Origin of the sequence: Paenibacillus sp. YIM B09110 (assembly GCF_037167145.1) — a bacterium.
GTDB lineage: Bacteria > Bacillota > Bacilli > Paenibacillales > Paenibacillaceae > Pristimantibacillus.
On the sequence record NZ_JBANSP010000011.1, the window covers coordinates 17666 to 42899 of the forward strand.

At 49.9% G+C, this 25234-nt stretch carries 26 protein-coding genes and 1 other annotated feature (1 of these 27 only partly in view); of the genes, 18 read left to right on the forward strand and 8 right to left on the reverse strand.

Going from position 1 to position 25234, the window contains the following annotated elements; genetic code table 11:
• Positions 1 to 21: 21 nt before the first annotated feature.
• Positions 22 to 480 carry a MerR family transcriptional regulator gene (locus V8F51_RS17115; RefSeq protein WP_337101524.1) on the reverse strand — a complete coding sequence of 153 codons (459 nt, stop codon included), beginning with the start codon at positions 478 to 480 and terminating at the stop codon, positions 22 to 24.
• A gap of 336 nt (positions 481 to 816) precedes the next feature.
• On the opposite strand from V8F51_RS17115, the gene V8F51_RS17120 reads away from it, so the two are divergent.
• Genes V8F51_RS17120 through V8F51_RS17130 form a run of 3 tightly spaced genes read left to right on the forward strand, consistent with a single transcriptional unit; the run spans position 817 to position 4043 of the window.
• The gene (locus V8F51_RS17120) at positions 817 to 2178 is read left to right on the forward strand and encodes an ammonium transporter (RefSeq protein WP_337101525.1); all 1362 of its coding nucleotides are present in this window, start codon (positions 817 to 819) and stop codon (positions 2176 to 2178) included.
• Between the two features lie 47 nt (positions 2179 to 2225).
• Positions 2226 to 3293 (forward strand): DUF294 nucleotidyltransferase-like domain-containing protein, encoded by a 1068-nt coding sequence (locus V8F51_RS17125; protein ID WP_337101526.1) that lies wholly within the window; start codon positions 2226 to 2228, stop codon positions 3291 to 3293.
• Between the two features lie 15 nt (positions 3294 to 3308).
• Positions 3309 to 4043 (forward strand): 3'-5' exonuclease, encoded by a 735-nt coding sequence (locus V8F51_RS17130; protein WP_337101528.1) that lies wholly within the window; start codon positions 3309 to 3311, stop codon positions 4041 to 4043.
• On the opposite strand, the gene V8F51_RS17135 is transcribed toward V8F51_RS17130, so the two are convergent.
• Both V8F51_RS17135 and V8F51_RS17140 read right to left on the reverse strand, forming a co-directional pair.
• A complete protein-coding gene (locus tag V8F51_RS17135; protein ID WP_337101529.1) occupies positions 4029 to 4487 on the reverse strand; it encodes a M67 family metallopeptidase in 459 nt (152 codons plus the stop codon). The two genes, V8F51_RS17130 and V8F51_RS17135, sit on opposite strands and share 15 nt — an antisense overlap.
• 71 nt (positions 4488 to 4558) lie before the next feature.
• A complete protein-coding gene (locus V8F51_RS17140) occupies positions 4559 to 5770 on the reverse strand; it encodes an MFS transporter (RefSeq protein ID WP_337101530.1) in 1212 nt (403 codons plus the stop codon).
• 141 nt (positions 5771 to 5911) lie between these two features.
• On the opposite strand from V8F51_RS17140, the gene V8F51_RS17145 reads away from it, so the two are divergent.
• Positions 5912 to 6451, forward strand: coding sequence for a TlpA family protein disulfide reductase (locus V8F51_RS17145; protein ID WP_337101531.1), 540 nt, complete (start codon positions 5912 to 5914; stop codon positions 6449 to 6451).
• Between the two features lie 198 nt (positions 6452 to 6649).
• Here the strand turns inward: V8F51_RS17145 and cimA are convergent, their stop codons facing one another.
• Positions 6650 to 8266, reverse strand: coding sequence for a citramalate synthase (gene cimA / locus V8F51_RS17150; protein ID WP_337101532.1), 1617 nt, complete (start codon positions 8264 to 8266; stop codon positions 6650 to 6652).
• 225 nt (positions 8267 to 8491) lie between these two features.
• On the opposite strand from cimA, the gene V8F51_RS17155 reads away from it, so the two are divergent.
• The 4 genes from V8F51_RS17155 to V8F51_RS17170 all read left to right on the forward strand — a co-directional run bounded on the left by V8F51_RS17155 (position 8492) and on the right by V8F51_RS17170 (position 12442).
• Positions 8492 to 9784: a DNA polymerase IV gene (locus V8F51_RS17155; RefSeq protein WP_442956447.1), complete on the forward strand. Its 1293-nt coding sequence runs from the start codon at positions 8492 to 8494 to the stop codon at positions 9782 to 9784.
• A 57-nt stretch (positions 9785 to 9841) separates the two neighbouring features.
• On the forward strand, positions 9842 to 10078 hold the full coding sequence (locus tag V8F51_RS17160; protein ID WP_337101533.1) for a ferredoxin: 237 nt from the start codon (positions 9842 to 9844) through the stop codon (positions 10076 to 10078).
• 146 nt (positions 10079 to 10224) lie between these two features.
• On the forward strand, positions 10225 to 10851 hold the full coding sequence (locus V8F51_RS17165) for a GyrI-like domain-containing protein (RefSeq protein ID WP_337101534.1): 627 nt from the start codon (positions 10225 to 10227) through the stop codon (positions 10849 to 10851).
• A 145-nt stretch (positions 10852 to 10996) separates the two neighbouring features.
• Positions 10997 to 12442 (forward strand): L,D-transpeptidase family protein, encoded by a 1446-nt coding sequence (locus V8F51_RS17170; protein WP_337101535.1) that lies wholly within the window; start codon positions 10997 to 10999, stop codon positions 12440 to 12442.
• Positions 12443 to 12458: 16 nt separating this feature from the next.
• On the opposite strand, the gene V8F51_RS17175 is transcribed toward V8F51_RS17170, so the two are convergent.
• Entirely contained in the window at positions 12459 to 12596 is a 138-nt protein-coding gene (locus tag V8F51_RS17175; protein WP_337101536.1) for a hypothetical protein, read from the reverse strand.
• A 169-nt stretch (positions 12597 to 12765) separates the two neighbouring features.
• Here V8F51_RS17175 and V8F51_RS17180 point away from each other — a divergent pair, with 169 nt between their 5' ends.
• Positions 12766 to 13863, forward strand: a complete 1098-nt coding sequence (locus V8F51_RS17180) for a quinone-dependent dihydroorotate dehydrogenase (protein WP_337101537.1) — start codon at positions 12766 to 12768, stop codon at positions 13861 to 13863.
• Between the two features lie 17 nt (positions 13864 to 13880).
• On the forward strand, positions 13881 to 14684 hold the full coding sequence (locus V8F51_RS17185; RefSeq protein ID WP_337101538.1) for a GTP pyrophosphokinase: 804 nt from the start codon (positions 13881 to 13883) through the stop codon (positions 14682 to 14684).
• A 66-nt stretch (positions 14685 to 14750) separates the two neighbouring features.
• Here the strand turns inward: V8F51_RS17185 and V8F51_RS17190 are convergent, their stop codons facing one another.
• Together V8F51_RS17190 and V8F51_RS17195 are read right to left on the reverse strand one after the other, a co-directional pair.
• Positions 14751 to 15296: a PCYCGC motif-containing (lipo)protein gene (locus V8F51_RS17190; protein WP_337101540.1), complete on the reverse strand. Its 546-nt coding sequence runs from the start codon at positions 15294 to 15296 to the stop codon at positions 14751 to 14753.
• Positions 15293 to 15811: a thioredoxin family protein gene (locus tag V8F51_RS17195; protein ID WP_337101541.1), complete on the reverse strand. Its 519-nt coding sequence runs from the start codon at positions 15809 to 15811 to the stop codon at positions 15293 to 15295. The genes V8F51_RS17190 and V8F51_RS17195 overlap by 4 nt, the downstream gene beginning before the upstream one ends.
• 146 nt (positions 15812 to 15957) lie before the next feature.
• Here V8F51_RS17195 and V8F51_RS17200 point away from each other — a divergent pair, with 146 nt between their 5' ends.
• The 3 genes from V8F51_RS17200 (at position 15958) to V8F51_RS17210 (ending at position 19204) form a co-directional block, all read left to right on the forward strand.
• On the forward strand, positions 15958 to 17589 hold the full coding sequence (locus V8F51_RS17200; RefSeq protein ID WP_337101542.1) for an RsmB/NOP family class I SAM-dependent RNA methyltransferase: 1632 nt from the start codon (positions 15958 to 15960) through the stop codon (positions 17587 to 17589).
• Between the two features lies 1 nt (position 17590).
• Positions 17591 to 18337, forward strand: coding sequence for a pseudouridine synthase (locus V8F51_RS17205; RefSeq protein WP_337101543.1), 747 nt, complete (start codon positions 17591 to 17593; stop codon positions 18335 to 18337).
• Positions 18338 to 18409: 72 nt separating this feature from the next.
• Positions 18410 to 19204 (forward strand): Cof-type HAD-IIB family hydrolase, encoded by a 795-nt coding sequence (locus V8F51_RS17210; RefSeq protein WP_337101544.1) that lies wholly within the window; start codon positions 18410 to 18412, stop codon positions 19202 to 19204.
• Between the two features lie 136 nt (positions 19205 to 19340).
• On the opposite strand, the gene V8F51_RS17215 is transcribed toward V8F51_RS17210, so the two are convergent.
• Entirely contained in the window at positions 19341 to 21116 is a 1776-nt protein-coding gene (locus V8F51_RS17215) for a DEAD/DEAH box helicase (protein WP_337101545.1), read from the reverse strand.
• Positions 21117 to 21244: 128 nt separating this feature from the next.
• On the opposite strand from V8F51_RS17215, the gene V8F51_RS17220 reads away from it, so the two are divergent.
• From V8F51_RS17220 to V8F51_RS17240, 5 genes are all read left to right on the forward strand, one after another.
• The gene (locus V8F51_RS17220; RefSeq protein ID WP_337101546.1) at positions 21245 to 21451 is read left to right on the forward strand and encodes a YwbE family protein; all 207 of its coding nucleotides are present in this window, start codon (positions 21245 to 21247) and stop codon (positions 21449 to 21451) included.
• 62 nt (positions 21452 to 21513) lie between these two features.
• Positions 21514 to 21816 carry a hypothetical protein gene (locus V8F51_RS17225; RefSeq protein WP_337101548.1) on the forward strand — a complete coding sequence of 101 codons (303 nt, stop codon included), beginning with the start codon at positions 21514 to 21516 and terminating at the stop codon, positions 21814 to 21816.
• Between the two features lie 274 nt (positions 21817 to 22090).
• Entirely contained in the window at positions 22091 to 23308 is a 1218-nt protein-coding gene (locus tag V8F51_RS17230; protein WP_337101549.1) for a GNAT family N-acetyltransferase, read from the forward strand.
• A gap of 93 nt (positions 23309 to 23401) precedes the next feature.
• Positions 23402 to 24637, forward strand: a complete 1236-nt coding sequence (locus tag V8F51_RS17235) for a CynX/NimT family MFS transporter (protein ID WP_442956450.1) — start codon at positions 23402 to 23404, stop codon at positions 24635 to 24637.
• A 134-nt stretch (positions 24638 to 24771) separates the two neighbouring features.
• Positions 24772 to 25179, forward strand: a complete 408-nt coding sequence (locus V8F51_RS17240) for a hypothetical protein (RefSeq protein ID WP_337101551.1) — start codon at positions 24772 to 24774, stop codon at positions 25177 to 25179.
• Positions 25180 to 25225: 46 nt separating this feature from the next.
• Positions 25226 to 25234, forward strand: a binding site (T-box leader) (it continues 210 nt past the right edge of the window).

Below are 25234 nucleotides of genomic sequence, written 5' to 3' on the forward strand. Positions count from 1 at the left end.
AAGCAAGATTGGATTTTGGAATTACATAAAAGGTCCTTTATTAATGAGCAGCATAAGCGCTTCAATGCACGCGGCGGTCTGTGGGACGAGACGCGTATAGAGCTGATTGGCTTGCTTAGGCTTAAGTTTCTTAATATCAGGCTCCAATTCCTTCACTTGACGCTCCAGTTGGCTTAATTGATGTTGCAAGTCGGTGAGCCTCTGCGATACATGCTCTTCGGGTGTTACTTTGCTCCAAGTCTTTAGATTTACTTTAATCTCGTCTAATGTATATTTATCTTTTTTCAGTTGTTCAATACGCTCCAGACGGAGCAGCGTCTCATGGGCATATAATCGATAATTTTTGGCTGAACGCTCAGCTGGCTCGATTAAGCCGATTGAAGTGTAATAATCAAGCGTTCTCTGACTAATTTGCGTAAGCTTGGACAATTCCCCAATCCGGTATAAAGCTGCACCTTGCATAACAACACCTTCCTTCATTAGACGAATACTCTGTTCTATATTAAATATGATAATAGGAAGTATCCGCGCAGTCAAACCCTACATGAGACTTTACAACTAGATGTCAGATACAGGATCTTATAGAGCTGTCTATTCTATTAATAGAGGCTAAACGCGAAGAATGAGACGTCCTCACAACCCTTTTTGGTGATGAATTGTAAAAAAACTTAACGTTCGTGTTAGATTTTGTGCCGAACGTTAGATTTTTTTTCAAAAATAGAAGAAAGCGTATTGTCAAATTGAGTACTTCTGACTATAATGACATTAAGTCTTTCCTCACATGTTAGGAAACATTACATTAAGGGAGTGGTCGTATTGATTAAGAAAACGGTGTTAGCTTTTGGTGCTTTAACTCTTTTATTCCCGGCAATGGCTTTTGCTGAGGACCCATCCGGCGGTACGCTGAACATGGGATTGAACGCTCTATGGGTTATGCTATCATTCATCCTCGTATTATTGATGCAAGGCGGCTTCATCCTTCTTGAAACGGGTTCGACTCGAATGAAAAACGCTGGTCACGTTGCCGGCAAGACGATCTTCACGACAGGCCTTGCGGCAATTATTTATTGGGCATTCGGTTATGGCTTCGCATTCGGCGGAGACAGCAGCGTCAGCGCATTGTTCGGTTGGGGCGACTTCTTCTTCGATCCATCGAAGGCGAGCGTAGAGAACGCATTGCCAAGCACGATCTTCTTCCTGTTCCAACTCGCATTCGCGGCAGTATCGCTTTCGATCGCATGGGGCGGCTTCGCAGAACGCGCTAAACTTTCTTCTTATGTTGTATTTACAGTATTCTTCATTGCCATCATCTATCCAACGGTTGCTCACTGGATCTGGGGCGGCGGCTGGCTTGCAAAAGACGGCGCGCAAGACTTCGCAGGTTCGACCGTCGTTCACTTAACGGGTGCTCTAGCGGCATTCGCAGCCACAGTATTACTTAAGCCTCGTATCGGCAAGTTCAACAAAGACGGCTCGGCGAACGAGATTTTGGGACATAACCAAGTATTTACTGCACTATCCGTATTGCTTCTCTGGGTGGGCTGGTTCGGCTTCAACGCCGGTTCGACAGTAGCGATCGGCGACGGTTTCTTCGGCTTCGTAGCATTCAACACGATGCTTGGCGCTGGCGCCGGCGGTGTGGCAGCACTTCTTATCTCATGGGCAGTTAGCGGCAAAGCTGACATCACAACAATGCTTAACGGTACGCTTGCAGGTCTTGTAGCAATCACAGCATCTTGCGCATTCGTAGATCCTTGGGCGGCAGTTGTTATCGGTTTGGTAGCTGGCGTACTCGTATTCTACAGCGTGAAATTTTTCGAAAAAATCAAAGTTGACGATCCGATCTACGCACTGTCGGTTCACGGCGCTGCTGGTATCTGGGGTACGCTTGCTAACGGCATCTTCGCTACGCAAGAATTGGCCGAGAAAGTGGCTGTTGGTGAAGGCGGCCTGATTGATACGGGCAACTGGCACCAATTGTGGGTACAATTCGAATCCGTAGTCGTAGTTGGCGCATTCGTACTTGCTGCATCGTTCCTTGTTCTCGGCGTGATGAAACTTATCATGGGCTTCCGCGTAACAGAAGAACAAGAAATTATCGGTCTTGACCTTAGCGAGCACGGTGCTTACGGTTACCCTGAGCAAATGAAAAAAGCTGATAAAACGATTCAAGGGTAATCATTCATTCGCTATCAAGAGGGACTGACCGAAGGGAGAGGCAACAGATGGTTGATCCGGTGTGGGCGCAGCTGCTTGCACGGATCGGTTCAGCCGATCATGTGGAAGAGCTGCGAAGCTTGCGGGATCAGGTACACGAGCAGATGGAGGCTCTTCTCTGGACACGCCCGGTCGAACAATTTAATGAATATCTGAATGAGCTGCACGACGCGATTATTAGCCGCGCCGTAGCGCTCGCGGAGACGCAGATGGCACGGATGGGGATGGGTTCTCCTCCCGTGCCTTATGCGTATTTATTGTTTGGCAGCGGCGGTCGGAAAGAGCAGACATTGTCTAGCGATCAAGACAGCGGTGTTGTCTACGAGGATCCAGTGTCTGATTCAGCGGAAGTAAAGCAATATTTCAAGCAATTGACCGACATTGTTGTCGGTTATCTTCAGACAAGCGGTTATCCGCCATGCGAGGGCAATGTGCTTAGCAGCAATTCGGAATGGTGTCTCTCGTTATCCGAATGGCGGACGAAGCTCGATCATTGGTTCAAGGAGCCGGCTTGGGAAGCGGTTCGTTATTTGCTCATCATTGCGGACGGACGGGGCGTTTACGGCAATCAAGACTTAGTGGATGCGCTGAAGGATTGTTTTTTTACCGATATGCTCAATCATCCGATCATCGTTAGGCGTATGCTTGAAAATACGATGCGGCATAAAGTGCTTCTCGGTGTGTTCGGTCATCTGCTTAAGGAACGATACGGGGAAGATGCGGGCAGCCTCGATATTAAATACGGCGCCTACATACCGATGGTCAATTCCATTAGGCTGATGTCGATTCATCGAGGGATTAGAGAGACGGCTACGCTCGAGCGTATTAACAGGCTTGTGCAGACTGGCGTATTGAAGGAATCGGATGCTCATCAATATGAGCAGGCGTTTCGTTTCTTCCTGCGCCTGAGGCTTATGACGACGGAACAGATGGAAGACGGGTATTATGCCAACAATGGCAAAATCTCGAGCAGAAAGCTGACGAGGGAAATGACGGATGAGCTGAAGAGCAGTCTGCGACTAGGCAAGAAGCTGCAGCGTTTGGTAATGAAGCAGACAATGGGAAGGCTAACGTAGGGCGGTGGAGATGTTATGAAGGAACAAAAAGGCGTCGGTCGCATGTGGAACCTATACAAAATGGGAGGATTTACGCCTGCCATCGCTTCTATGTTAGGCTCTCAGAATGCACAGCAAATGGCGTTTATCAGATCGGTTAATAAGGAGCAGCGCAAGCAGTCGATGCTGGACACTCCTCTTCGGGAGCTGGAGGTCGTTATATTCGACCTAGAGACGACAGGTTTCTATCCGAACAACGGCGATGAGATTATATCGTTTGGTGCGGTGCTCATGCAAGGGGTTGAAGTGCATGAGACGAATACGTTCTACAGTCTCGTTAATCCTAAGCGAAAGATACCGAAATCGATAATCGAGCTGACGGGCATTACGAATGAGATGGTGCAAGATGCCCCTGATCTGATGCAAGTGCTCCATGACTTCATGGAGTTCGTTGGCAAGAGGCTCCTTGTCGCCCATGCGGCAGGGCATGACAAACAGTTCTTGAATGCGGCATTATGGCGTACGTCGAAGGTGAATTTGAATCATCGTGTGCTCGATACGATGATGGTTGCCAAGTGGCTTGAACCGAAACGTGACAGCTACGCCCTTGATGATTTGCTGGAAAGCTGTAACATCGAGATCGTAGATCGCCATCACGCGCTGCAGGATTCGTTAATGACAGCGAAGCTATGGCAGAACTATTTGACCCGTGTATTAGAACGCAATATTACAACGCTTGGCGATTTATACGCGTATTTAAGCAAACACTAGCTCGATCGGCTCGAACCCGGCATTCGTTCGACGATATGGTTGGATGTGCGGTGCGCTGCGGTCGGCAAGCGAAATGATCCAATAAGAAACAGATGAGGCAGGCCAGAAGCCGGCTTGGTCCAGGCTTGATGGGATAGCCTCGGTAGATGGATGGGAGTGGAATAAGCCGACAAGCGATTGTCGGTTTGTTTGCATGTTATAATAGGCAGCCGTCCATTCAGCAGGATCGAATGTGAATGCTTTATGCGGAGTGTTATGTATGTTGCGAATAGGGATTACGGTATCAATAAGAGCTTGTTCACCGTCATGAACGGCTATTCGGCTGGCAACAATCCCACAAGCTTCCTCAGGCAGCCTGCTTATACAAATACTAAGCAATTGATCATAGGCTTGCTTAGTGATTAGCCCGACCTCATGATTAGGAATCGTATGCGATAGTTCCATTTACGAACCTCCTTCTCAGCTTAAGTCTTACAATCATTATAACACCTCAAGGATGGAACAGCGGCTAAAGATTAGCCGCTGTTTGCTGTTTGCTCCTTCGGATGGATGAAGCGGAAGACGAGCCATAAGGAAGCAGCGGCTAATAGGACGAGAATAATGAATAGCATCGTAACTGACTTATCAGCAATATAGCTGAACAAGGGAGGACCGGCAGCTACGCCTAGAAAGCGCAGGCTGCTATAGAAAGAGGTGACCGTCCCTCGATAAGCTCTTTCGGCACAGCCGGTTATCATCGTATTTAAGCAAGGGAGAAGCAGACCTGTTCCAATACTGCTAATCGTTACGAACACAATTAGTGCAATTAGACTTCGGTGCCATATTGCCGCAGCTGCTAATGATAAAACAATTACACTTAAACCGGCAATCATAAGCTTGCGCATAAGCGTTAGCTTCTTCTTGATGATTCGACCAGTCGTATAGGCAGTCAAGACGAGTCCCAGCAGCGGGATGGCTAGCAAGCCCCCTTTGGCAACTCCGTCAATTGAATGAGGCGGCTTCTCGACCATATCGGATAAGTAGAACAGCACTCCGAATAGGATGAACAGGCCTAATGCGCCTGAGGCATAGGCTGTAAGCAGCCAGGCTAAGTTTTTAGCATAGATCGCTTTAACTTCGACGATATATTTCTTGAATGGCAATGGCTTCTCCTTCTGTTTCGGTTCTTTGATAAGAAAAATGACTGCAATAAGCGAACCTGCGCAGAAAAAAGGAAAAGCAAAAAATGGCGCATACCAAGACCATAGTCCGAGCAGCGATCCGATAATCGGACTGATGACTTTGCCCGCACCGTTCGATGCTTCAATTAAGCCCAGCGCTTCACTTTCTTCTCCATCCTTGTACATGTCGCCAACGAGTGCCATTGCAATCGGCGCTGTGCCGGCCGCTGCAAGTCCTTGTAAGCTTCGCGTGGCAATGAGCAGGGGGTAGGAATCCCATACGGCTGCCATGCCAGCCATGATCCCTGCAGCGCCGTATAAGGCCAGTGCGGGCACTATAACGGTTTTGCGGCGGATGCGATCGGATAAATACCCGATGAAAGGTATGAACAGACCGGCGCTAACCGAGAATAACGTTATTACGAGGCTGGATTGAAGCTCGGAGAGCTTCATATGCTTAGCCATATCAGGCAGCACGGGGACCAGCATAGAGTTGCCCAGCACGAGCACAAGAGGAACGGTTGCGAAAGCGGAGAACTGAATCCACTTGGGCTTTGATTGGGCCATTAGCGACTCTCCATTTCTAATTCGTGACGTATTTATGGCTAATGTGCCCTTCGTCTTGAGCTTCCATGCGGTGCATGTTACGATGTAGGCAGTTTGAATAGGTTGGTAAGAAACCATTTTTAAGAAAGAAGGACGTGCAGCATGAAACGCGTGATTGCTTTGTTTACGATCGCTTTTGTTTTTGCGGGATTAGCGGTATATCAATATATAAATCGAGGAAATGATCAAGTATCGCTTGCGGCTTCTGCGGAAGGCTTTAAACCGAAAGCAGGATTCGAGGCTGCTTCATTCGAACTGCCTGCTCTCGATGAACAATCCTACGCTGTCGGAGGCAAACGCGAGAAGCTGACATTCGTTAACTTCTGGGCGTCTTGGTGCGGTCCTTGCGAATTGGAAGCGCCTGATCTGCAGAAGCTGCATGAGACATACGGTGATGCTATTACTTTATACGGCGTCAATGCGACGAAGTATGATAAGGAGCGGGCAGCGCGCGAGTTTGTTGAAGATCATGAATTCACATTTCCGATTCTAATGGACAGAGAAGGGGATGTTACGAAGAAATACAAAGTGGATACGTTCCCGACAACCTTCCTCATCGACAGCAATGGCGTCATCCGTGAACGAATTAACGGCGTCATTACGTTCGCAGAATGGGAACGCTTGATTGAGAAGTGGGCGTAGGAAGGGATAGGAAGAAGAGGCGATTGGACATCATCATGAATGATGTTCAATCGCCTCTTCTTTCGTTGCGGACTGTATAAACACTAACTGTAATAAAAGAACCAATCGTACTTACCATACGAATGGAAGTCAGCAGGAAGAAAAAAACTGCCCTCCACCAGCTTTGGTCTAGGGCAGCCTCATTATATTTTAACTCAATTAGTGGTTCACGAGACCGATCCGGTCCGTATGCTCGTGGGAAGGTGATTCAACCTTCACCATGCCGAGAAGGGCGTAGCGAATGCTGTCGACTAGCGCTTCCCAGCTTGCTTCGATGACATTGTTGGAGACGCCGACCGTGCTCCAAGTATTGTCGAGGCCGGTTGACTCGATTAGAACGCGTACCTTTGCTGCAGTCGCATCCTTCTCGTCAATGACACGCACCTTATAGTCGGACAGGTGAATTTGTTCGATCTTCGGATAAAATTGCACAAGCGCCTTACGAAGCGCGTTATCAAGCGCATTGACCGGACCGTTGCCTTCCGCGGCCGTGTACACCTGCTCGCCGTCCACGTTGATTTTGACAATTGCTTCCGACAGCATTTGACCGTTCGTTTTCTCTACGAGCATTTTGAACGATTCAATCTTGAACAATTCTTTCGATTCGCCGCCAAATGCATCACGCAGCAGAAGTTCAAGCGACGCGTCCGCGCCCTCGAACTGATAGCCTTGATGCTCCAGCTCTTTGATCTGATCCATAATCTGCTTCGTTTTCTCGTTGTTGGCGTTGACGTCCAGGCCAAGCTCCTGAGCTTTCGAAATAATATTGCTTTGTCCTGCAAGCTCGGAGACGAGAATACGCTGCTTATTGCCTACAAGCTCCGGCTGAATATGCTCATACGTTTTGGAATCCTTCATAATAGCGGATACGTGAATGCCGCCTTTGTGGGCGAATGCCGCATTGCCGACATAAGCTTGGCCGACAGGCATATGCACATTAGCGATCTCGCTGACATAACGCGCCGTGTTCGTAAGCGTGCGGAGCTTGTCTTCTGGCAAGCAGTCATATCCGAGCTTAAGCTGCAGATTCGGAATGATGGAGCACAAGTTAGCGTTGCCGCAACGTTCGCCATAGCCGTTGATGGTTCCTTGCACCTGTCTAGCGCCTGCTTGAACGGCTGCCAATGTGTTCGCAACAGCGAGCTCGCAATCGTTATGCGTGTGAATACCGATCTCGGCGCTAAGCTCCTGACGTACGCGGGATACGATCTCCGTAATTTCACCGGGCAGCGTGCCTCCGTTCGTATCGCATAGCACAAGCCAATCAGCGCCGGCATCCTGAGCTTTCTTCAAGGCAGCAAGCGCATATTCCGGGTTGTGCTTGTAGCCGTCGAAGAAGTGCTCGGCATCGTACATGGCCTCTACGCCGCTGCGTTTAAGGAAAGCGAACGAATCGTAGATCATCGCCAAATTTTCTTCCAGCGTCGTCTGCAGCGCAGTGTGAACGTGGAAGTCCCATGCTTTGCCGACGAGCGTCGCCGCCGGTACGCCTGATTCTATGATCCGCAGCAGGCTGGCGTCTTGCTCAGCCAAGCTGTTCTTGCGGCGCGTACTGCCGAAAGCTGTTAATTTAGCTCGCAGATTCAAAGATTTGACACGTTGGAAAAATTCAATATCCTTGCTGTTGCTCCCCGGATTGCCGCCTTCAATATAATGAACACCCAGTGCGTCAAGCTTCTGAGCAATTTTCAATTTATCATCCGCCGACAGGCTGATCCCTTCGCCTTGCGTTCCATCGCGCAGCGTCGTATCAAAGATTGAGATGATTGTTGTCATTATCGGGACGCCTCCTTCACTGATAGCCTTTTCAAATCATAATGTACTATTATAACACTTGTTCAGATGATTGTAGAGAGGAGGAATCGTTTTTTTCTTGCCCTTGGGCAAAATGACAGCCATCGCCGTTTCACCTTGGTTGACTAGAAGATGGACGAATCGTATATTTAGGATATTCGAAAGTTTGGGAACATATGTTTTGTAATTATGGGGGTGAATCCGATCATGCCAGTGTCCGATACGAATGAGCATTATCCGGCCAAGGGACGCGTAATTATTCATTTGGATATGAATGCCTTCTATTGCTCTGTGCATGAAGCGGAGCAACCTGAGAATTATAAGGATAAGCCGACTGCCGTAGCCGGCAGTGTCGAGCTTCGCAAAGGCATTGTCGTTACTTGCTCATATGCGGCAAGACGTATGGGCGTGAAGACGGGGATGACGGTCAGACAAGCGATGAAGTTATGTCCTTCGCTCATCCTTATCCGCCCGGACTTTGACCTGTACCGCAAATACTCCAGAGGTTTTATGACGATTGCAAGGCAGTACACGCCGCTTGTGGAGTCCGTATCGATTGACGAATGTTATATGGATATAACGGGCTCCAAGTTGTTCGGAACGCCGCTCGAGATTGCCGATTCGCTGCAAAAGCGCATACTGACGGAATGGTCGCTGCCATGCTCTATCGGACTGGCACCTAACAAGCTGCTTGCCAAGATGGCATCCGACATGGAGAAGCCAAACGGTTTAACGGTCCTTCGCATAAGAGACGTTCCGCAATTGTTATGGGATAAGCCATGCGATACGCTGTTCGGTATCGGCAGGAAGACAGCGGAGAAGCTGACGAAGATGAATATTCGCACGATTGGACAATTGGCTCACACTGACGAGCAATTGCTCATCAAGCAATTTGGCGTAATGGGTTCTTGGATGAAGACGGCGGCGCACGGAATTGATCATTCAGTAGTGAATGGGAATCGCGAGCTTAACAAGTCGATTGGCCATACGACCACGCTGCCCAGCGACATCGTAGCCAAAGAGGATGCTCATCGCGTGCTTCTTAATCTATCCGATCAGACCTGCCGCCGCTTGCGCCGCCAGAAGCTAGTCGCTCTAACCGTTCAGATTACCGTTCGCAGACAGGATATGACGACGATCAATCGATCGCATACGTTAGCCGTTCCGACGGACACTACGGACATCGTCTATCGTGAGGCATGCCGGTTATTCGACCTTCATTGGAGTCATGGGGAACCGGTACGCTTGCTTGGCGTTGCGCTACAGAATCTGACGTTAGTCGATGAGACAGCGATGCAGCTTGATCTGTTCAGCTACGAGGAGCAGCCCAAGAAGGAAGCGCTGACGAAAGCGATGGATCGGCTCAGAGATAAGTTCGGCGAGGATGCCGTATTGACGGCAGGCATGCTGGGGGATGATCCGTCAGCCTTAATTAGGAATAAACGAATTCGCGGGACATCCTTGCAAAGGGACGATGGTTTGTTATATATTGATGAGTGAGGGTTTACGGCATGTATACTAGAGATTATACCGTACATTTATAGGAGGGAATTTTCCATGGGTAAATTTACTTGGGTAGAGAAAGACACTTGCATCGCTTGTGGAGCTTGTGGAGCAACTGCTCCTGACATTTATGATTACGATGATGAAGGCTTAGCTGAAGTTATCTATAAAGCAGACGCAAACAAAGGCAATACTGAAATTCCAGAAGATCTTTACGACGATCTGCAAGACGCAGCTGATGGCTGCCCTACTGATTCCATCAAGATTGCAGATGAGCCGTTTAACTACTAATACAATCATCTCATACATCAGACAGAAGCTCTTTATCGTCCTTATGGACGGTGAAGAGCTTTTTTGCTGGGCAAACCATGACATACTGTTGTCATAGTTGTTCGTGTATGGTTGTAGTATTAAACACACTGAGGAGAGAAATGGCTATGAGCAAAAAAATAGACTACAAAAAAGACTATAAAAATATTTATCTCCCCCCTGTGGAACCCGTTATTATTGATGTGGACACGATGCCGTATATGATGATTAGCGGTGAAGGCAATCCGAACGGTGAGGAATATGTCAAAAAGGTCGAGGCACTGTATCGATTAAGCTATGCGGTTAAGATGTCATATAAAAGCGATGTCGTACCTTCGGGGTACTATGAATACACCGTTTTTCCTCTTGAGGGTATATGGGACTTGATCGATACGTCTAAACCCGCAACGGACCTTGATAATTTAAAATATACGATAATGATAAGGCAGCCCGACTTTCTGACAGAGGAGCTGTTCAATAAGCTGGTAGATCAGACTAACAAGAAGAAGCCGATGCCTTTGCTTAATGACGTTGTGTACGGGGAGATGACGGATAGTTTAAGCTGCCAAATGATGCACATTGGACGTTATGCGGATGAACCGGCCAGCTTCGCCAAGATGGAAGCTTACTGTAACGAGCATGGATACGAGCGCTCTGCGCTTATTCATCGTGAAATTTATATATCTGATCCGCGTAAAACGGATGCAGCAAAGCTGAAAACGGTATTGCGATTCAATGTAAATAAACGAAACTGAGCAACGAAATTCGTCATACGAGCCTCCTGGACATAACCCTTTAAACTCTTTTAAACATAAAATACCCTATTGTTCCTTCATAGATTGCAACGAACGCAGCAAATAACCGATATAGGTTATATACATGTTAATGGAGGGATTAGGGATGGAGTCGCCGGAGGACATATTCTATTTGAAGCAATTTGTGAAGCAGCATCCCGACAACCAAATGGGCTGGTACTTGCTCGGCAAGCAATATTTGCTCGCTGGCAAGGAAGGAAAGGCGAACTATTGCTTTATACAGGCAGGCGAGATATATGATGCATTCGAGCGTGAAAGTCATCCGCTTGCCGAGCATCAGTTGCAATTTTTGAGGGAATGGAGCCAAAAACAGAAGAAAAAACGGTTTGCCAGGCGGTTTGCCCTCGTTGCTATTGTGCTTATAGGGGTTGTCTTAAGCTTGCCGGCCGGCCGGGAGTTGAATCATGAAGAGGCTGTATCGCCGATTATTGGCTCGCAGCAGACGGTATCCAAGGTCGGCGTCATCTTAATTCCTCAGAAGGAGCTTCGTCCGGTAGGTTATGCATGGGAAGGGCTTATGAATGCTGGACAATCGGCACCTCTTAAGACGATCGCGGCCAAGCTGGAAGAGGACAAAGGCTGGCGTAATTGGACGGGACGCGCAACAATCTTGTTGGCGGTAGAAGCGAAGCAGTCTGATGAAGAGGACGATACGAGTGCGGAAGAAAGCCGCGGCGTGCGAACGTCAGACGGCAATGAACTGGGCGTGACGATGTTCGACTCCAATACATGCAACTGTATTCCTGCGGAGTCTTCCGGCATCTATAAGGAGTACCGCGATTGGCAGACGAAGCAGGAGCTTCACTGGACGGTTGGCAGCGCGGTCGCGCAATACAAGAAGCTGTATGGAAATTGGCCGAGCAAGCTGGAGGATCTCGTTAGGCCTTATCCGAACAATGTGTTAGCAGGTGAGAAGGAAGGCATGAGAGAAGCATTCCGCGAAGTGCTGGAGCGTTTGAAGGCGAAGGAGCAGGCAGGTCAGAGCGGCGAGAAGGGAACGGAAGCTTCGGGCGGTTCGACTGGCAACGGCAACGAGATTCGGACAACCTCAGCTGTCGGGTCGAATGGCTATTTGGAGCCGAATTGGAGCAAGCCGCTGGAGATTGTAGTCGATAAGTCTACTCATCGGTTGGCTGTCGTTCAGGGAAATATCATCGTTCGGAGCTATAAGGTTGGCTTAGGAGCGGATCGCACGCCGGAAGGCAGCTTCTACGTAAGCGAGAAGGTGAAAAATCCGAATGGGAGCGATAACGGAACGTTCGGCAGCAGAGGCATGACCTTGTCGAACACGCTTTACGCAATTCATGGAACGGACGAACCGGATAGCATTGGCAAGGACGAATCGCTAGGGTGCATCCGCATGGGCAAAGCCGATGTTGAGGAGCTGTACGATCTTGTGCCGCTTGGAACGCCAGTGAAAGTGAAAAACGGGACGCTTCCATCCGATTCGAAGCCCGCAGCCGTTAGATTCAAGCTGGAACCGAAGCAGGATGAAACCAATCCCGTCAAAGTGTATGAATGGTTGAACTAGGCTAGCAATTGCAATACTAGGATACGATAAGAAGAACGGCGACCGCGATTACAACTACGGCAGCAATGGAGCCGATCCAGATCAGAGCTTTCTTGTTTACTTCTTCCTTCGGCTTCGTTTTCATAACGGGCGGTTTTCTTTTGGTTGTGCTCATCGACAATCAACCTTTCTATCTCTTAATGAAAATAGCTGTTTCCATTGTAATCGTTTTCTTCCAAAGCCGCAACCATGCTAGCGTTTTCAAATGGTTGCAGCTCTTTTCTTTTTGTCGCAAAAAAGATAAACTGTTCCGTAGAACATACATCTTGGAACGGAGTGGTAAGTTGCTTTATTCTTCTATTCTCAAACCGATTTTTTTCAAAATGGATCCAGAAAAGGCGCATCATCTCGTCATTGATGGGTTAGCAACAGGCGGGCGTATTCCTGGCATGACAGGTATGATGCACGCGATGTACGGAGTTGCCCCTTCACCTGAGCTGAAGATGGACCTGTTCGGACTTCATTTTCCCCATCCAGTTGGTCTCGCTGCTGGACTTGATAAGAACGGCAAGGCGGCTGACGGCTTCTCCAGCATCGGCTTCGGCTTCGCCGAGGTAGGCACAGTTACGCCGAAGGGACAAGCCGGCAATGAGCTCCCGAGATTGTTCCGTCTTCCGCCGGATGAAGCGCTTATTAATCGAATGGGCTTCAACAATGAAGGGACGGAAGCGATGGCAGGACGCCTGGCGCGTCGCAAAATCAACCGAATCCCGATCGCGGTCAACATCGGGAAAAATAAAGTAACGCCTAATGAGCAGGCTCATGAAGACTACGAGGCATGCATTCGTACGTTATATAACTACGGTGATTTCTTTGTCGTTAATATTAGCTCGCCGAATACGCAAGGGTTGCGCGATCTGCAGCATGGCGACGAGTTGCGCAAGCTGCTTGCCGCCGTTATGGAGGAGATGAGCCGTCAAGGAGCGAAGTCAGGGAAGAAGACAAAGCCGATTCTCGTCAAGATTGCTCCCGATATGACTGGCGACGAGCTTGAGCACACGGTCAATACCATTATGGAGAGCGGCGTATCCGGTATTATTGCGACCAATACGACATTATCGCGCGAAGGGCTTCGCCATCATAATGCTGGCGAGTCTGGCGGGCTTAGCGGCAAGCCGCTTCGTGATCGTTCGACCGAGGTAATCCGCGCTGTCTACCGTCAGACTGGCGGACAATTGCCTATTATTGGCTCAGGCGGCATTTTTACAGCTCAAGATGCATACGATAAAATCCGCGCAGGAGCGTCGCTGGTTGAAATATACACCGCGCTCATCTATAAAGGGCCAGGATTGCTTCGCGAAATAACGAACGGACTGAAGGAATGCTTGCGCAAGGATGGCTATCGGAATATTGCCGAAGCAATTGGCGCAGATCATCGTTAGGAACAGGAGGCGGCCGGATGGACGGTAGAGATTGGAGTCTTTTTTTACAGCCTTATGAACAAGCGGTTGAAGAACTGAAAGTGAAGTTTAAGACGATGCGAGTTGAACTAAAGATTCGAGAGGCGTATGCGCCAATAGAGTTTGTCACCGGCCGAGTGAAACGGATTTCCAGCATTCTCGAGAAGGCGAAGCGGCTTAACGTTCCGGCAGATAAGCTGGATACGGGAATTGAGGATATAGCGGGAATACGAATTATGTGTCAGTTCGTAGACGATATTATCCGCGTGGCAAGCTTAATTCGCAGCCGCAAGGACTTGACGCTTGTTTACGAGAAGGACTATATTACAAACTTCAAGGACAGCGGTTATCGCAGCTACCATATGATCGTGGAGTATCCGGTTCAGACGGCGCTTGGGTATACGAAAGTGCTCGCGGAAATTCAGATACGGACGTTAGCCATGAATTTCTGGGCGACGATCGAGCATTCGCTTAATTATAAATTTAAGGAAAGCTTGCCCGAGGATGTGCGCGCGCGTTTGAAGAAAGCGTCAGAGGCAGCATTCCTGCTTGATAACGAGATGACGAGCATTCGTAAAGAAATTCTCGATGCTCAGACGGAGTTCGAGGAGCAGTCGAATGTCGTATCGAAGGTGCTGAAGGGTATCCAAGATTTATATTACTTCCATCGCGTGCGCGAAGCGGCTCAATACCAGATGAAGTTCAATGAGCTGTTCGAGAAAGAAGATTATCAAGGCCTCAGTCAGTTATCGTCCGATATACAGCTTGCAATCAGCAAGGCGAAGAAGGCAAGCCAATCTTAAATTGCGCCACATTATAAAAAAACCTCCAGCGCACTGTGCGGCTGGAGGTTTTGTCGGTTATGGCTACTAGCTGGCTTTATTCGGCTTGAACGCCTCGTCGATTGCCGCATGTACCTCTTCTGGCGTCTTTCCCTGCTTCGTCAAGTCTATGACCATCTCCATCTCCTTCTTGCATATCCCGCAGCTCGTGCTGTGATCGGTCCATGTGACGCCGTCTTCGCCGGCAGGATGCTCTGCCAAGTAACAGCGCAGCAAGGAGTCATGAGGTGTCTCTACGGCCAAACCGTCCATGCAGCCGCAATAGCAATTCATTTGGGCCATAATGTCCGCATGCTGATGAACAGCACGATAGAGATCGCTCGTATGCTCGGTATGATTGGATAGGAAATCGGGAAGAACGTCAGGTGAGGCCGTTGTCTGCCACGTTTCGGAACCGTGCTGATGCTCGGCGCCCTTCTGCTTGTCGTCATCGGATAAGCCGCATGCCGTCAGCAGCGTAATGAAGGCGAAGGCGAGCAGCATTCCGTACATGATGCCCCGGGCGCTGCTGCCGCTTCCGCTTGTCTTGGGAGCATGAACACCGTCTGCAGGCGATTGATCATGCGCTATCATTGGGCAGCTTCTCCCGAATATTTATTGAAAAATTGTTTGAAATCGTCCAGCTTATAACCTTGAGTTGTTCCTTCGGCGGCAATACCGCCTTCCATGCGCTCGACTTCAACGCCGTCCTTGAAATAAGCGAGCGTTGGCGTATATTCGACTTTCATGCTCTTGAAGTAAGAATCGAATTCGCGCAGGTTGAACTGCGGAAGGTCGATCCCAAGCTCCTTGGCCAGCGGCATAAGCTCAGGTGTCGTTTGGCGGCAATAACCGCAGTCAGAAGCGAACAGATAGACGAAGAAATCTTCCTTATCCGCGATCTTCTTATCCAATTCAGCCGGCAATATGATATTCTGATAGTTAGGGTCGTCAAGCAGTTCACGCGTAGCCGGATTCAGCTTGGAGGCAGGCTTGTCGTACAAAGCGTTAGTTGTCTCGTTATTATTAAGATAAATGATTGCGCCGAACAAGACGACTATGATTCCGATGTAGACATAAAACATTTTGAATTTTTTTTTCTTTTTCATGAAAGTATTCAGCCTCCAACTCTTTATTGAACGGACAAGCAATTATACTCATGCAGGTCTTGTCCACATTATACTCTATTATACAACATAGCCGATTGCGTTTGTACATCAGACCGCAACCTAGACAATTAGCAGGAGGAGACCGTATGATCGGCCATTTGCCTACAAAATTCACGCAAAAGATGGAAAAGCTGCTCGGAAGCGAATATGACAATTTTATGGCATCTTATGCTGCGCCGCGTGTATACGGGCTTAGAATAAATGCATTGAAGCTGACAAGCGGCGACTGGAAGAAGCTGTCCCCGATGGGCGATCGCGTCCGTCCGATTCCATGGACCCAGGATGGACTATATTACGCCGAGGAAGACAGGCCGGGCAAGCACCCGCATTATTATGCAGGACTGTACTATATCCAAGAGCCCAGCGCGATGGCGCCGGTGGAACTGCTTGATGTGAAGCCGGGTCATAAAGTGCTTGATCTATGCGCAGCGCCCGGAGGCAAGTCCACGCAAATTGCGGCCAAACTTCAAGGTCAAGGCGTACTCGTTACGAACGACAATGCGCAGGAGCGGACGAAAGCGCTGACCAAAAATATCGAACGTGCAGGCGTACGCAATGCCGTTATTCTGAACGAAGAGCCGGCAGCGATTGCTCCTGTATTCGTTGAATGGTTCGATCGTATCCTCATTGATGCGCCATGCTCGGGTGAAGGGATGTTCCGCAAGGACGAATCGATGATCGCCGATTGGGAGAAGCATTCCGTCGAGCGATGCGCGGTGATGCAGCGGGATATCTTGCGCCATGCCGCTGTGATGCTTGCTCCAGGAGGGATACTCGTCTATTCGACATGTACCTTCTCGCCTGAAGAAGATGAATGGCAGATCGCCGAATTGCTGGCTGAACATAGCGATTTTGAAGTTGTTCCGGTACCGCAGCGTTATGGCTGGGCGGAAGGAAGAGCAGACCTTGCGGCGGCATCGTCAGCCGCCGCCGAGCTTGACGGGAAGCGATTGCGCAGCATAGAGGGCACCGTTAGGCTCTGGCCGCATCGGATCGAAGGAGAGGGCCATTACGCGGCTGTATTAAGGAGACGAGAAGCGGTGCCTCCTGTGACGGCCAGCGAGACGAGCGCTGTACCTGAGGAACGTGCTTTGGCATCCGCAGAAGCTCCTCTTCCTCCGTCCCGCTATGTGAAGGATAAGCTGCTGAGAGCAGCCGATACACGCGGAGGACGTGATTCTGGACGTCATTCGCAGCAAAGGGACAAGCGCGGCGCCAAAGCAGCCGATCGGGGACGTGCTGCCGGCGGAAGGAAGGACGTACAGGACGATCAAGATCCGATCGGCTTGTGGAAGGCATATGCAAGCCAGTTCGTAATCGGTGCGGAAGCATGGGAAGGCAAACCAATCGCCTACGGTTCGAGGGTTTATTTGCAGCCTGAGGGTGTTCCGTCGCTTAATGGTCTCAAAGTCGTTAGGGCAGGCTGGTTCGTCGGCGAGGCTGACCGAGGCAAGTTCGTCCCTTCACAGCCGTTAGCAATGGGCTTGTCGGCGCAAGAAGCAGTAAGATCGATCAGCTTCCGTTCTGATGATCCGCAGACGCAGCGGTATTTGCGCGGAGAGACGTTGTTTGCGGAGGATGGGGATATTGTTAGACAAAGCGATGTTATCGCGAAAGGTTATTTGCTCGTATGCACGGACGGTTATCCGCTCGGCTGGGCGAAGTATGCGGGCGGCATGATCAAAAATGAGCTTCCAGCAGGATGGAGATGGATATAAAATGGCGAAGCGAATCAGAATCGATAAGCTGCTGTCTCATATGGGAATCGGTACGCGAAGCGAGATTAAGAAGGCGGTCAAGCAAGGGAAAGTGGCAGTAGACGGCAAGCCGGTAAAGGATAGCGGCCTCATTGTCGATCCGGATGTGCATGAGGTTTCTTTCGAGGGTCAGATCATCGCCTATAAGGAGGTCGTCTATCTCATGCTGAATAAGCCCCCTGGCGTTATCTCCGCAACAGAGGACGGCAGGGAGCGTACGGTCATTGATCTGCTGGCGCCTGAGGATCGTGTACTGTCACCTTTTCCTGTGGGAAGGCTCGATAAGGATACGGTAGGGCTGCTGCTGCTAACGAATGACGGTCAGCTCGCGCACGAGCTGCTGTCACCTCGCAAGCATGTGGACAAAACTTACGTAGCGCATGTTCTCGGAGACGTCGATGAACAAGATCGGCAGCAATTCGCAGCTGGAGTAACGCTCGACGACGGTTATGTGACGATGCCTGCCGAGCTTAGTATCGATAGCAAGGAGCAGCGCGGCGAAGATGTAATCTCGATAATCACCCTCACCATTAAAGAGGGCAAGTTCCATCAGGTGAAGCGTATGTTCGAGTCGGTCGGGAAACAAGTGATTTTTCTAAAAAGAGTGTCCATGGGACCGCTTCATTTGGACAATCATTTGCCGGAGGGTGAATATCGCGAGCTATTGGAAGAGGAAGTAGAACTCTTGCGCACATATAAAAGAACGTAATTGTTTGCAAATAACTTATAGATACAGAGACAAAGCGGGTAGTACCGCTACAATAGGATGGGAGAGATAGAGATGGCTTTGAATTTCGACTTAATCGCATTGGATGTAGACGGAACCTTGTTAACCGACGACCATGTTTTAACCGATGAGGTACGGGAAGCGGTTCAGGAGGGGGCTGCCAAAGGCGCTCAAATCGTATTATGTTCGGGACGCGGTCCGTCTGGCGTTTTGCCGATCATGGAGCAGTTGGAGCTTGCAGGGACGCTCATCTCGCATAATGGCGCGGCAACGGTAAGCTCGTATGACCTGGCGGTTGTTCATCAATACGAGATTATTCCGGAATACCTTGCGCCTTACATCGCTTATTGCAAGGAGAACGGCGTTCATTTTGATTTAAATACTGCATTTGAGATGATGGTCGAGCGAATGACGCCTGAGGCGGAAGTGATGTATGCGCGTTTTCACGCGAAGCCGTCTGTATATGACTTTGCAGCTGGATTGCCGTCAGGGCTGTTGAAATTCACGATATTTGGAAGCAAAGAGCAGATGGATGTCGTACAATCCGACTGGGAGCAATGGCCAAGACAGCTTCAATCGATCCGGAGCGGAGATCTATTCATCGATGTGCAGCATGCTGATGCGAACAAAGGAAAAGCGCTTAGGCAGCTGGCTCTAAGCCGGGGGATCGATCGGGAACGGATATTGGCTATCGGCAATTATTATAACGATATTTCGATGCTGGAGTTCGCGGGGTTAGGCATTGCGATGGACAACTCACCAGATCTTGTTAAGAAAGCAGCAGGAGCAGTTACGTTATCTAACCATGAGGACGGCGTTGCTGCAGCATTGCGGAAATATGTATCTTAGATGAATTACGGGCAACAGCAGACGTCGCATGAAGCGAAGTCTGCTGCGACTATGTGCGTAGTAGGCGGCACATATAAAATAGAGGCAAGCACGAAGCAGATAGCTCTGCCCAGTGCTTGCCTCTTACTTTTGTATATTATCTGCCGCGACCGCCCGGTTTGCCAGAGGATCTGCCGCCGCCGGAGGGCTTGCCGCCTCTAGGCTGTCCGGACTTGCTGCCTGCGCCGCCCGACATGTTGCCGCGTGCTGCGCCACGGCTGCGGTTGGCGCTGCCGCGACCGCCTTGGCCGCTTGGCTTCGATTCTCCTCGCAGAGCCGTCCATGGATTGTTGACCGCATCCATCTCGCGTCCCGCTACTTGAGCACCGTCTCTTACGCGCTCCAGGCTTCCGCCGCCGCTGGCGCGACCACCACGCTTACCGGCAGATACACCCTCGCTGCCAGCACGACTTCCACGTCCGCGGTCAGCGCCGCGAGGTGCTGAGGAATCACGTTCTGCGAAGCGTTCTGCACCGCGTCCAGCGGCGCGGGGAACGTCCCAGCCTGTTTTCTCCGTGCTTGCGCTTGCGCTCCGTTCAGTGCTTCTGCCGCCGCGTCTGCCTTCATTTTTCTGCTCGCGACCGCCGCTTCGGCCAGCAGATTTAAAGCTGCTTGAACCTTCGCTCCGTTGTCGTCCACGACCTTTGCCTTTAGCATCGCGTGACCGGTCACTGCCGCCGGCGCTAGCTGGCTTGCCAGTTCTGCCGCGTCCAGCCCCGCGTTCGCTGCCTTGCTCGCTAGATGCTGACAAGACGCCTTCGTTATCGATCTTACGGCGCTCAAGCTTCGCATTAATGCTTTGCTCAATAAGCAATAGATTGTTTTTGTCGTAAGGCGTAGCGAGCGTAATCGCCATACCGTTATGACCCGCGCGTCCGGTTCTGCCGATCCGATGGATATACAGCTCGCCATCCTGCGGGACATCGTAATTATATACATGCGTAACGCCGTCAACGTCAAGTCCGCGCGCCGCTACGTCCGTAGCGACAAGCACCTGGAGACGTGCGTCTCTGAAGCGCTTCATTACTTGCTCGCGCTTAGCTTGCGTCAAGTCGCCATGCAGCTCATCGGACTCGATGTCCAGATCCTGCAGCGCCTCGTTCAGCTTCTTCGCGCGCACCTTCGTGCGGCAGAAGATAACGGCCAAGTAAGGCTGGTGAAGCTGCAGCAGGTGTACAAGCGCGTCTTGCTTGGTACGGTCCGTTGTGTCGATGACAAGCTGCTTAATATTATCAAGCGTTACGTTCGCGCTGCGGATTCGAACATCCGATGGCGTCTTCATATATTCTGCAGCTAGGCGTCTGATCGCATCTGGCATAGTAGCCGAGAACAGCATCGTCTGACGAGCGCGAGGCGTTTGAGTGACAATGCTCTCCACCTCGGGCAGGAAGCCCATGTGCAGCATTTGGTCAGCCTCGTCGAGCACGAGCATCTGCAGCTTGCCGAGATTGATCGTTTGCCGCTTCATATGGTCAATTAATCGGCCTGGCGTTGCGACGACGATATGCGGCGCACGCTTCAGCTTATGAATCTGAGCCTCTACGTCTTGACCGCCGTAAGCGGCCAGCACGCTGGCTCCGACGATAGGCGCAAGCTTCTTAAGCTCGCTCGTTATTTGGATTGCTAGCTCGCGAGTAGGCGTTAGAATAAGCGCCTGCACCTGCTCCTTCTCCGTGTTAATCCGCTGGAGAATCGGAAGCGCGAACGCCATCGTCTTGCCTGTTCCGGTCTGCGCTTGCGCAATGACGTCCTGCCCCTCGAGCAGCATCGGTATCGTCTGCTTCTGTACCGGGGTTGGGTCGGTTATTCCGTTCTTTTGGAGCAAATCGCTTAATTCGGGGCTGATCCCCAAAGCTTTAAAAGCGTTAGACATTCGTATATTTCCTCATTTCATTTCGATCGTTTGAAGACTAGTATAACAGTTGTCCACTTAATGTGCATCTTTACATTACATATGTTATGCTGATTTTCATCGAAGATTAGCAGAGGAATGATAAAAAAATGAATGGCACAATCAGATCGGCAATTAAAGCGGGGCTAACGGTTGATATTGTCCTCAAACAGGATCAGCGTACAGGCAAGCTTACGCGAGGCATCGTCAAGGATATACTTACTAACTCTCCGAACCACCCGCATGGCATTAAAGTTCGTCTGACGGACGGTCAGGTCGGCAGAGTCAAACAAATCGCAAATGAATCGCAAGCATAGAAGGACTGTTAAACCTTTCTGTTTAGGCTGAGATGATGAGGGGAAGGGAGGGACGGCTCAACATGGCTTTTGGCATAACGCGTGCGGAGATGGAGAGTTGGAAAACGGCGGTCGCGGGGGGCGATATCGCATTTTTGACCCATTACTGGCTTGATTCGAGATTTCCGGATATGCGAACCGTAACAAAGGTCGGCTGCTCCGATCTGGCGAAGCTGTCGCGCTGGTGTCTCGATAATGGATTGAACCCGCGGTATATTCACAATCGAGATCCATTTCCTCATTTTGATCTGCTTGGCGCGAAGCAGCGTGAGTTGCTTCTAAAGGAGAATAAGCATGACCAGCTGGAGAGATTCGGACTATTATAGCCATAACGCAGCAGCTGCCGAATCGGCGGCTTTTTTTTATCAAATAAGAATGTTTAAGTGCTTTACAGCGATAAAGCGTGAAGGAGATCATTCAGATTGGCGATAAAAACTTCTTTGCTTCCGAAGAGAGTTTGCTACGCAAACTTGTAGGTCGCTCATCCTCGAAGTACTCCGATAGGAGGTTTTCTCATTGTGGAGGTACCATTCAAGTGTTAGAATCTATGAAAATCGGATTTGATTTCATGAGATTAGCATTTATTGGGAGGGGCCGGATATGAGCATGGAGCAGGAGTCAAGATCACAATTGCTTGATCAATTCGATGCGTGGAATCAATTTATTCATCATATCGAGAAGCTTGGTGAGCCGCTGTGGAATCAGAACATTGGGGAAGGGAAATGGTCGGCTCGCGAAGTTGTGGCGCATATCGCGCGTTGGGACGATTATTTCTTTGAGGAAGCAGTTGCCAAAGCCGCCAGAATGGAATCTCTAACGGTTAAGCACTTGGATTATGATACATTCAATGAAATCTCCAAGGCTTACGGAACTTCGACGGATATTCGGGAGCTGGCAGAACATGCTGTTTCGATTCGCCGTCGTATTATTAGCGTCATAGAAGGGTTGAGCGTTACCGAATATGAAGACGCATATACAGACGCAGACGGCCATCCGTTTCAATTCGAAACGTATTTGAAGGATTTCATTTGGCATGACCGTCATCATATGGATCAAATCAAGCGACTGATCCACTTCAAGCTCGAGGAGATGAGCCTTAACGGCTGGCCTGCGCTCCAGACGACAGTATACGATGGTTGGCTAATACGCACGGCTGACGGATATACGAAGCGGTCGAATTCGGTCCAGTCGTTATATGGGCATACGCTTCCTCTAGAGTTGAAAATCCGTCATTGTGAAACGCTATATAATGAGCAGAAGTCGCCGACTGTTTTTAAAATAACGCCATTCGCCAAACCAGTTGAACTGGACGATGCGTTAGCCGATATGGGCTATGAATCGATTGACCGCACATGCGTGAAGACGGTCGCTCTTGAAGATGCCGATCTTCCGTCATGTCCGGATTCGGACATTTCACTTGAGCCTATGCTCACTGAGCTGTGGTTGGATGCGGTAGCCGTGTTCAATCGCTTAACGGAGGAGCAGAAATCCGCCACAAGAAACATGCTGACGTCTTCATCGATTAAGAAATGTTACGGTCTGCTCTACGATAACGGCATTCCAGTCGCCTGCGGTTTCGCTACGCTTGAGCAAGGCTGGGTAGGCTTGTATGACGTTGTTACGGATTCGCAGTTCCGCAACAAAGGTTACGGCGAGAAGCTTATTCGGCAATTGCTCGGTTGGGCTAAGAGGGAAGGCGCAACGCACGGTTATTTGCTTGTCGTCAAAGCGAATGAACCTGCCAACCGGTTATATGACAAGATCGGCTACATACAAGCTTATGATTATTGGTACAGAGTGAAGGCTTGTCCGTCATAGGTTATACAGTCCACTCGCATATTTAACAACTTAGAGCTTTATTCAACAGGAGAGAAGGATTTAATCGTGAAAAGTTTTCAATCAGGACAACCTTTGCCGAATTCGCACGGGGCATCGTCTTCCGCCATTAACGGCACTTCGTTATTAATCGCAGGCATACTAATCATCGCCCTTAATTTGCGCGCTCCAATTACGGCTGTCGGCCCGATCGTATCGAATATCCAGCAGACTTTCGGTCTATCCAGCACGATGTCCGGTTTGCTGACAACGCTGCCGCTGCTTGCTTTTGCCCTTATATCTCCGCTTGCGCCGCGTATGGCTAGCCGGATAGGCATAAAAAACAGCCTTTTTCTATCTATGCTGTTGCTGTTCGGTGCTGTCCTCATCCGCTCGCTCCCGAACTTGGCTGCGCTTCTTACCGGAACGATGCTGCTCGGCATGGCGATAGCAATTGCCAATGTACTATTGCCTAGTCTGATCAAGCGAGATTTCCCCGGCTCGGTAGGTTTGATGACAGGGCTGTATTCCGTCGTCATGAATTTCGGCGCCGGCCTCGCATCAGGCTTCAGCATTCCAATGGCCGAAAGTCTTGAGCTCGGCTGGGAAGGCATGCTCGCTTCTTGGTCGCTGCTCGCGCTTATTGCCGCAGCTGCATGGCTGCCTCAAGTGCGCGGACGGCTCAACAAGCTGAAACATTTCTTCCAAAGCGAAGGTAGCAGCATGAAATCATCAAGCGTCAATAAGACCGGCAACAAGTTGATGCGTTCGGCGCTGGCTTGGCAGATTACGTTGTTCATGGGACTGCAATCATTCACGTTTTACGTTAATATTTCTTGGCTTCCGGAGATATTGCATGATCGCGGCATGAGCCATAGCGGAGCAGGCTGGATGCTATTCATGCTCCAGATCGTCAGCCTTCCTGCGACGTTCATTGTTCCCATTCTCGCAGCGAAAAGCCGCAGTCAGCGGCCGCTTGCCTTGTTGTCGGCAACTCTGCTAATCGTCTCCTATTTGGGGCTGTTAGCCGGACCGTCATCCTGGATTCCGCTTTGGATTATGCTCTTAGGCATCTCGGGAGGCGCGGGCTTCAGCTTGGCGGTCATGTTCTTCGCACTGCGAACGTCTAATACGGAGCAATCGGCACAGCTATCGGGAATGGCGCAATCGATCGGTTATTTGCTGGCAGCGTCCGGGCCGTTGTTATTCGGCTTGCTGCATGACGCGACGCATGGATGGTCGGCATCGCTATGGATGATATTGGCCGTTTCGATCTTGTTCGGGGTTGCCGGGTGGCATGCGGCTGCCGACAAAACCGTAAACTCGCAATAATTGGGATATTACGGCAACTTTATTTAAAGCGAATCCGTTTAGTAGAATGCAGTCTAACTTTACAATGCGGAGGGATAAGCTGTTGTGTCGATAAGTGAGGCAATCGGTCGCAAGACGAGGGGAGTTGGCAGCCCATGATCGGAAAAAGTTATGTGTACGCGTTAGCCGCAGCATTTATGTCCTTGGCCGTTGGCGCTTGTTATATCGGCGATCTGTTTTTCGACTACAGCTTTCTTGGTATGGAAATGGGATCGGAGCGGGAGACCGTGCATCTATGGGGCTTTGTATCGATCGGCCTTGGCGCTGTATTGCTCTCGATTGTGATGGTAACCATGGACAGCAATCGGCAGATGTTGAAGCAATGGATGGTTATCACTCTTTTCTTGCTGTGCTTTATACAGCTTGCTCCGCTTTTCTTGTGGACGTTCGTCGTTCTTATAGGCGAATGGAACGCGGTATGGGTATTGCTAATCCATTTACTATTGTTGGTTATCCTTATTGGAAGCGTTAGATATATGAGACGGACGCTTGTCGGATCTTGACATAGAGCATATCGATCTTTATAATCGAAAATAACTATTTTCATCCATAGAAGCG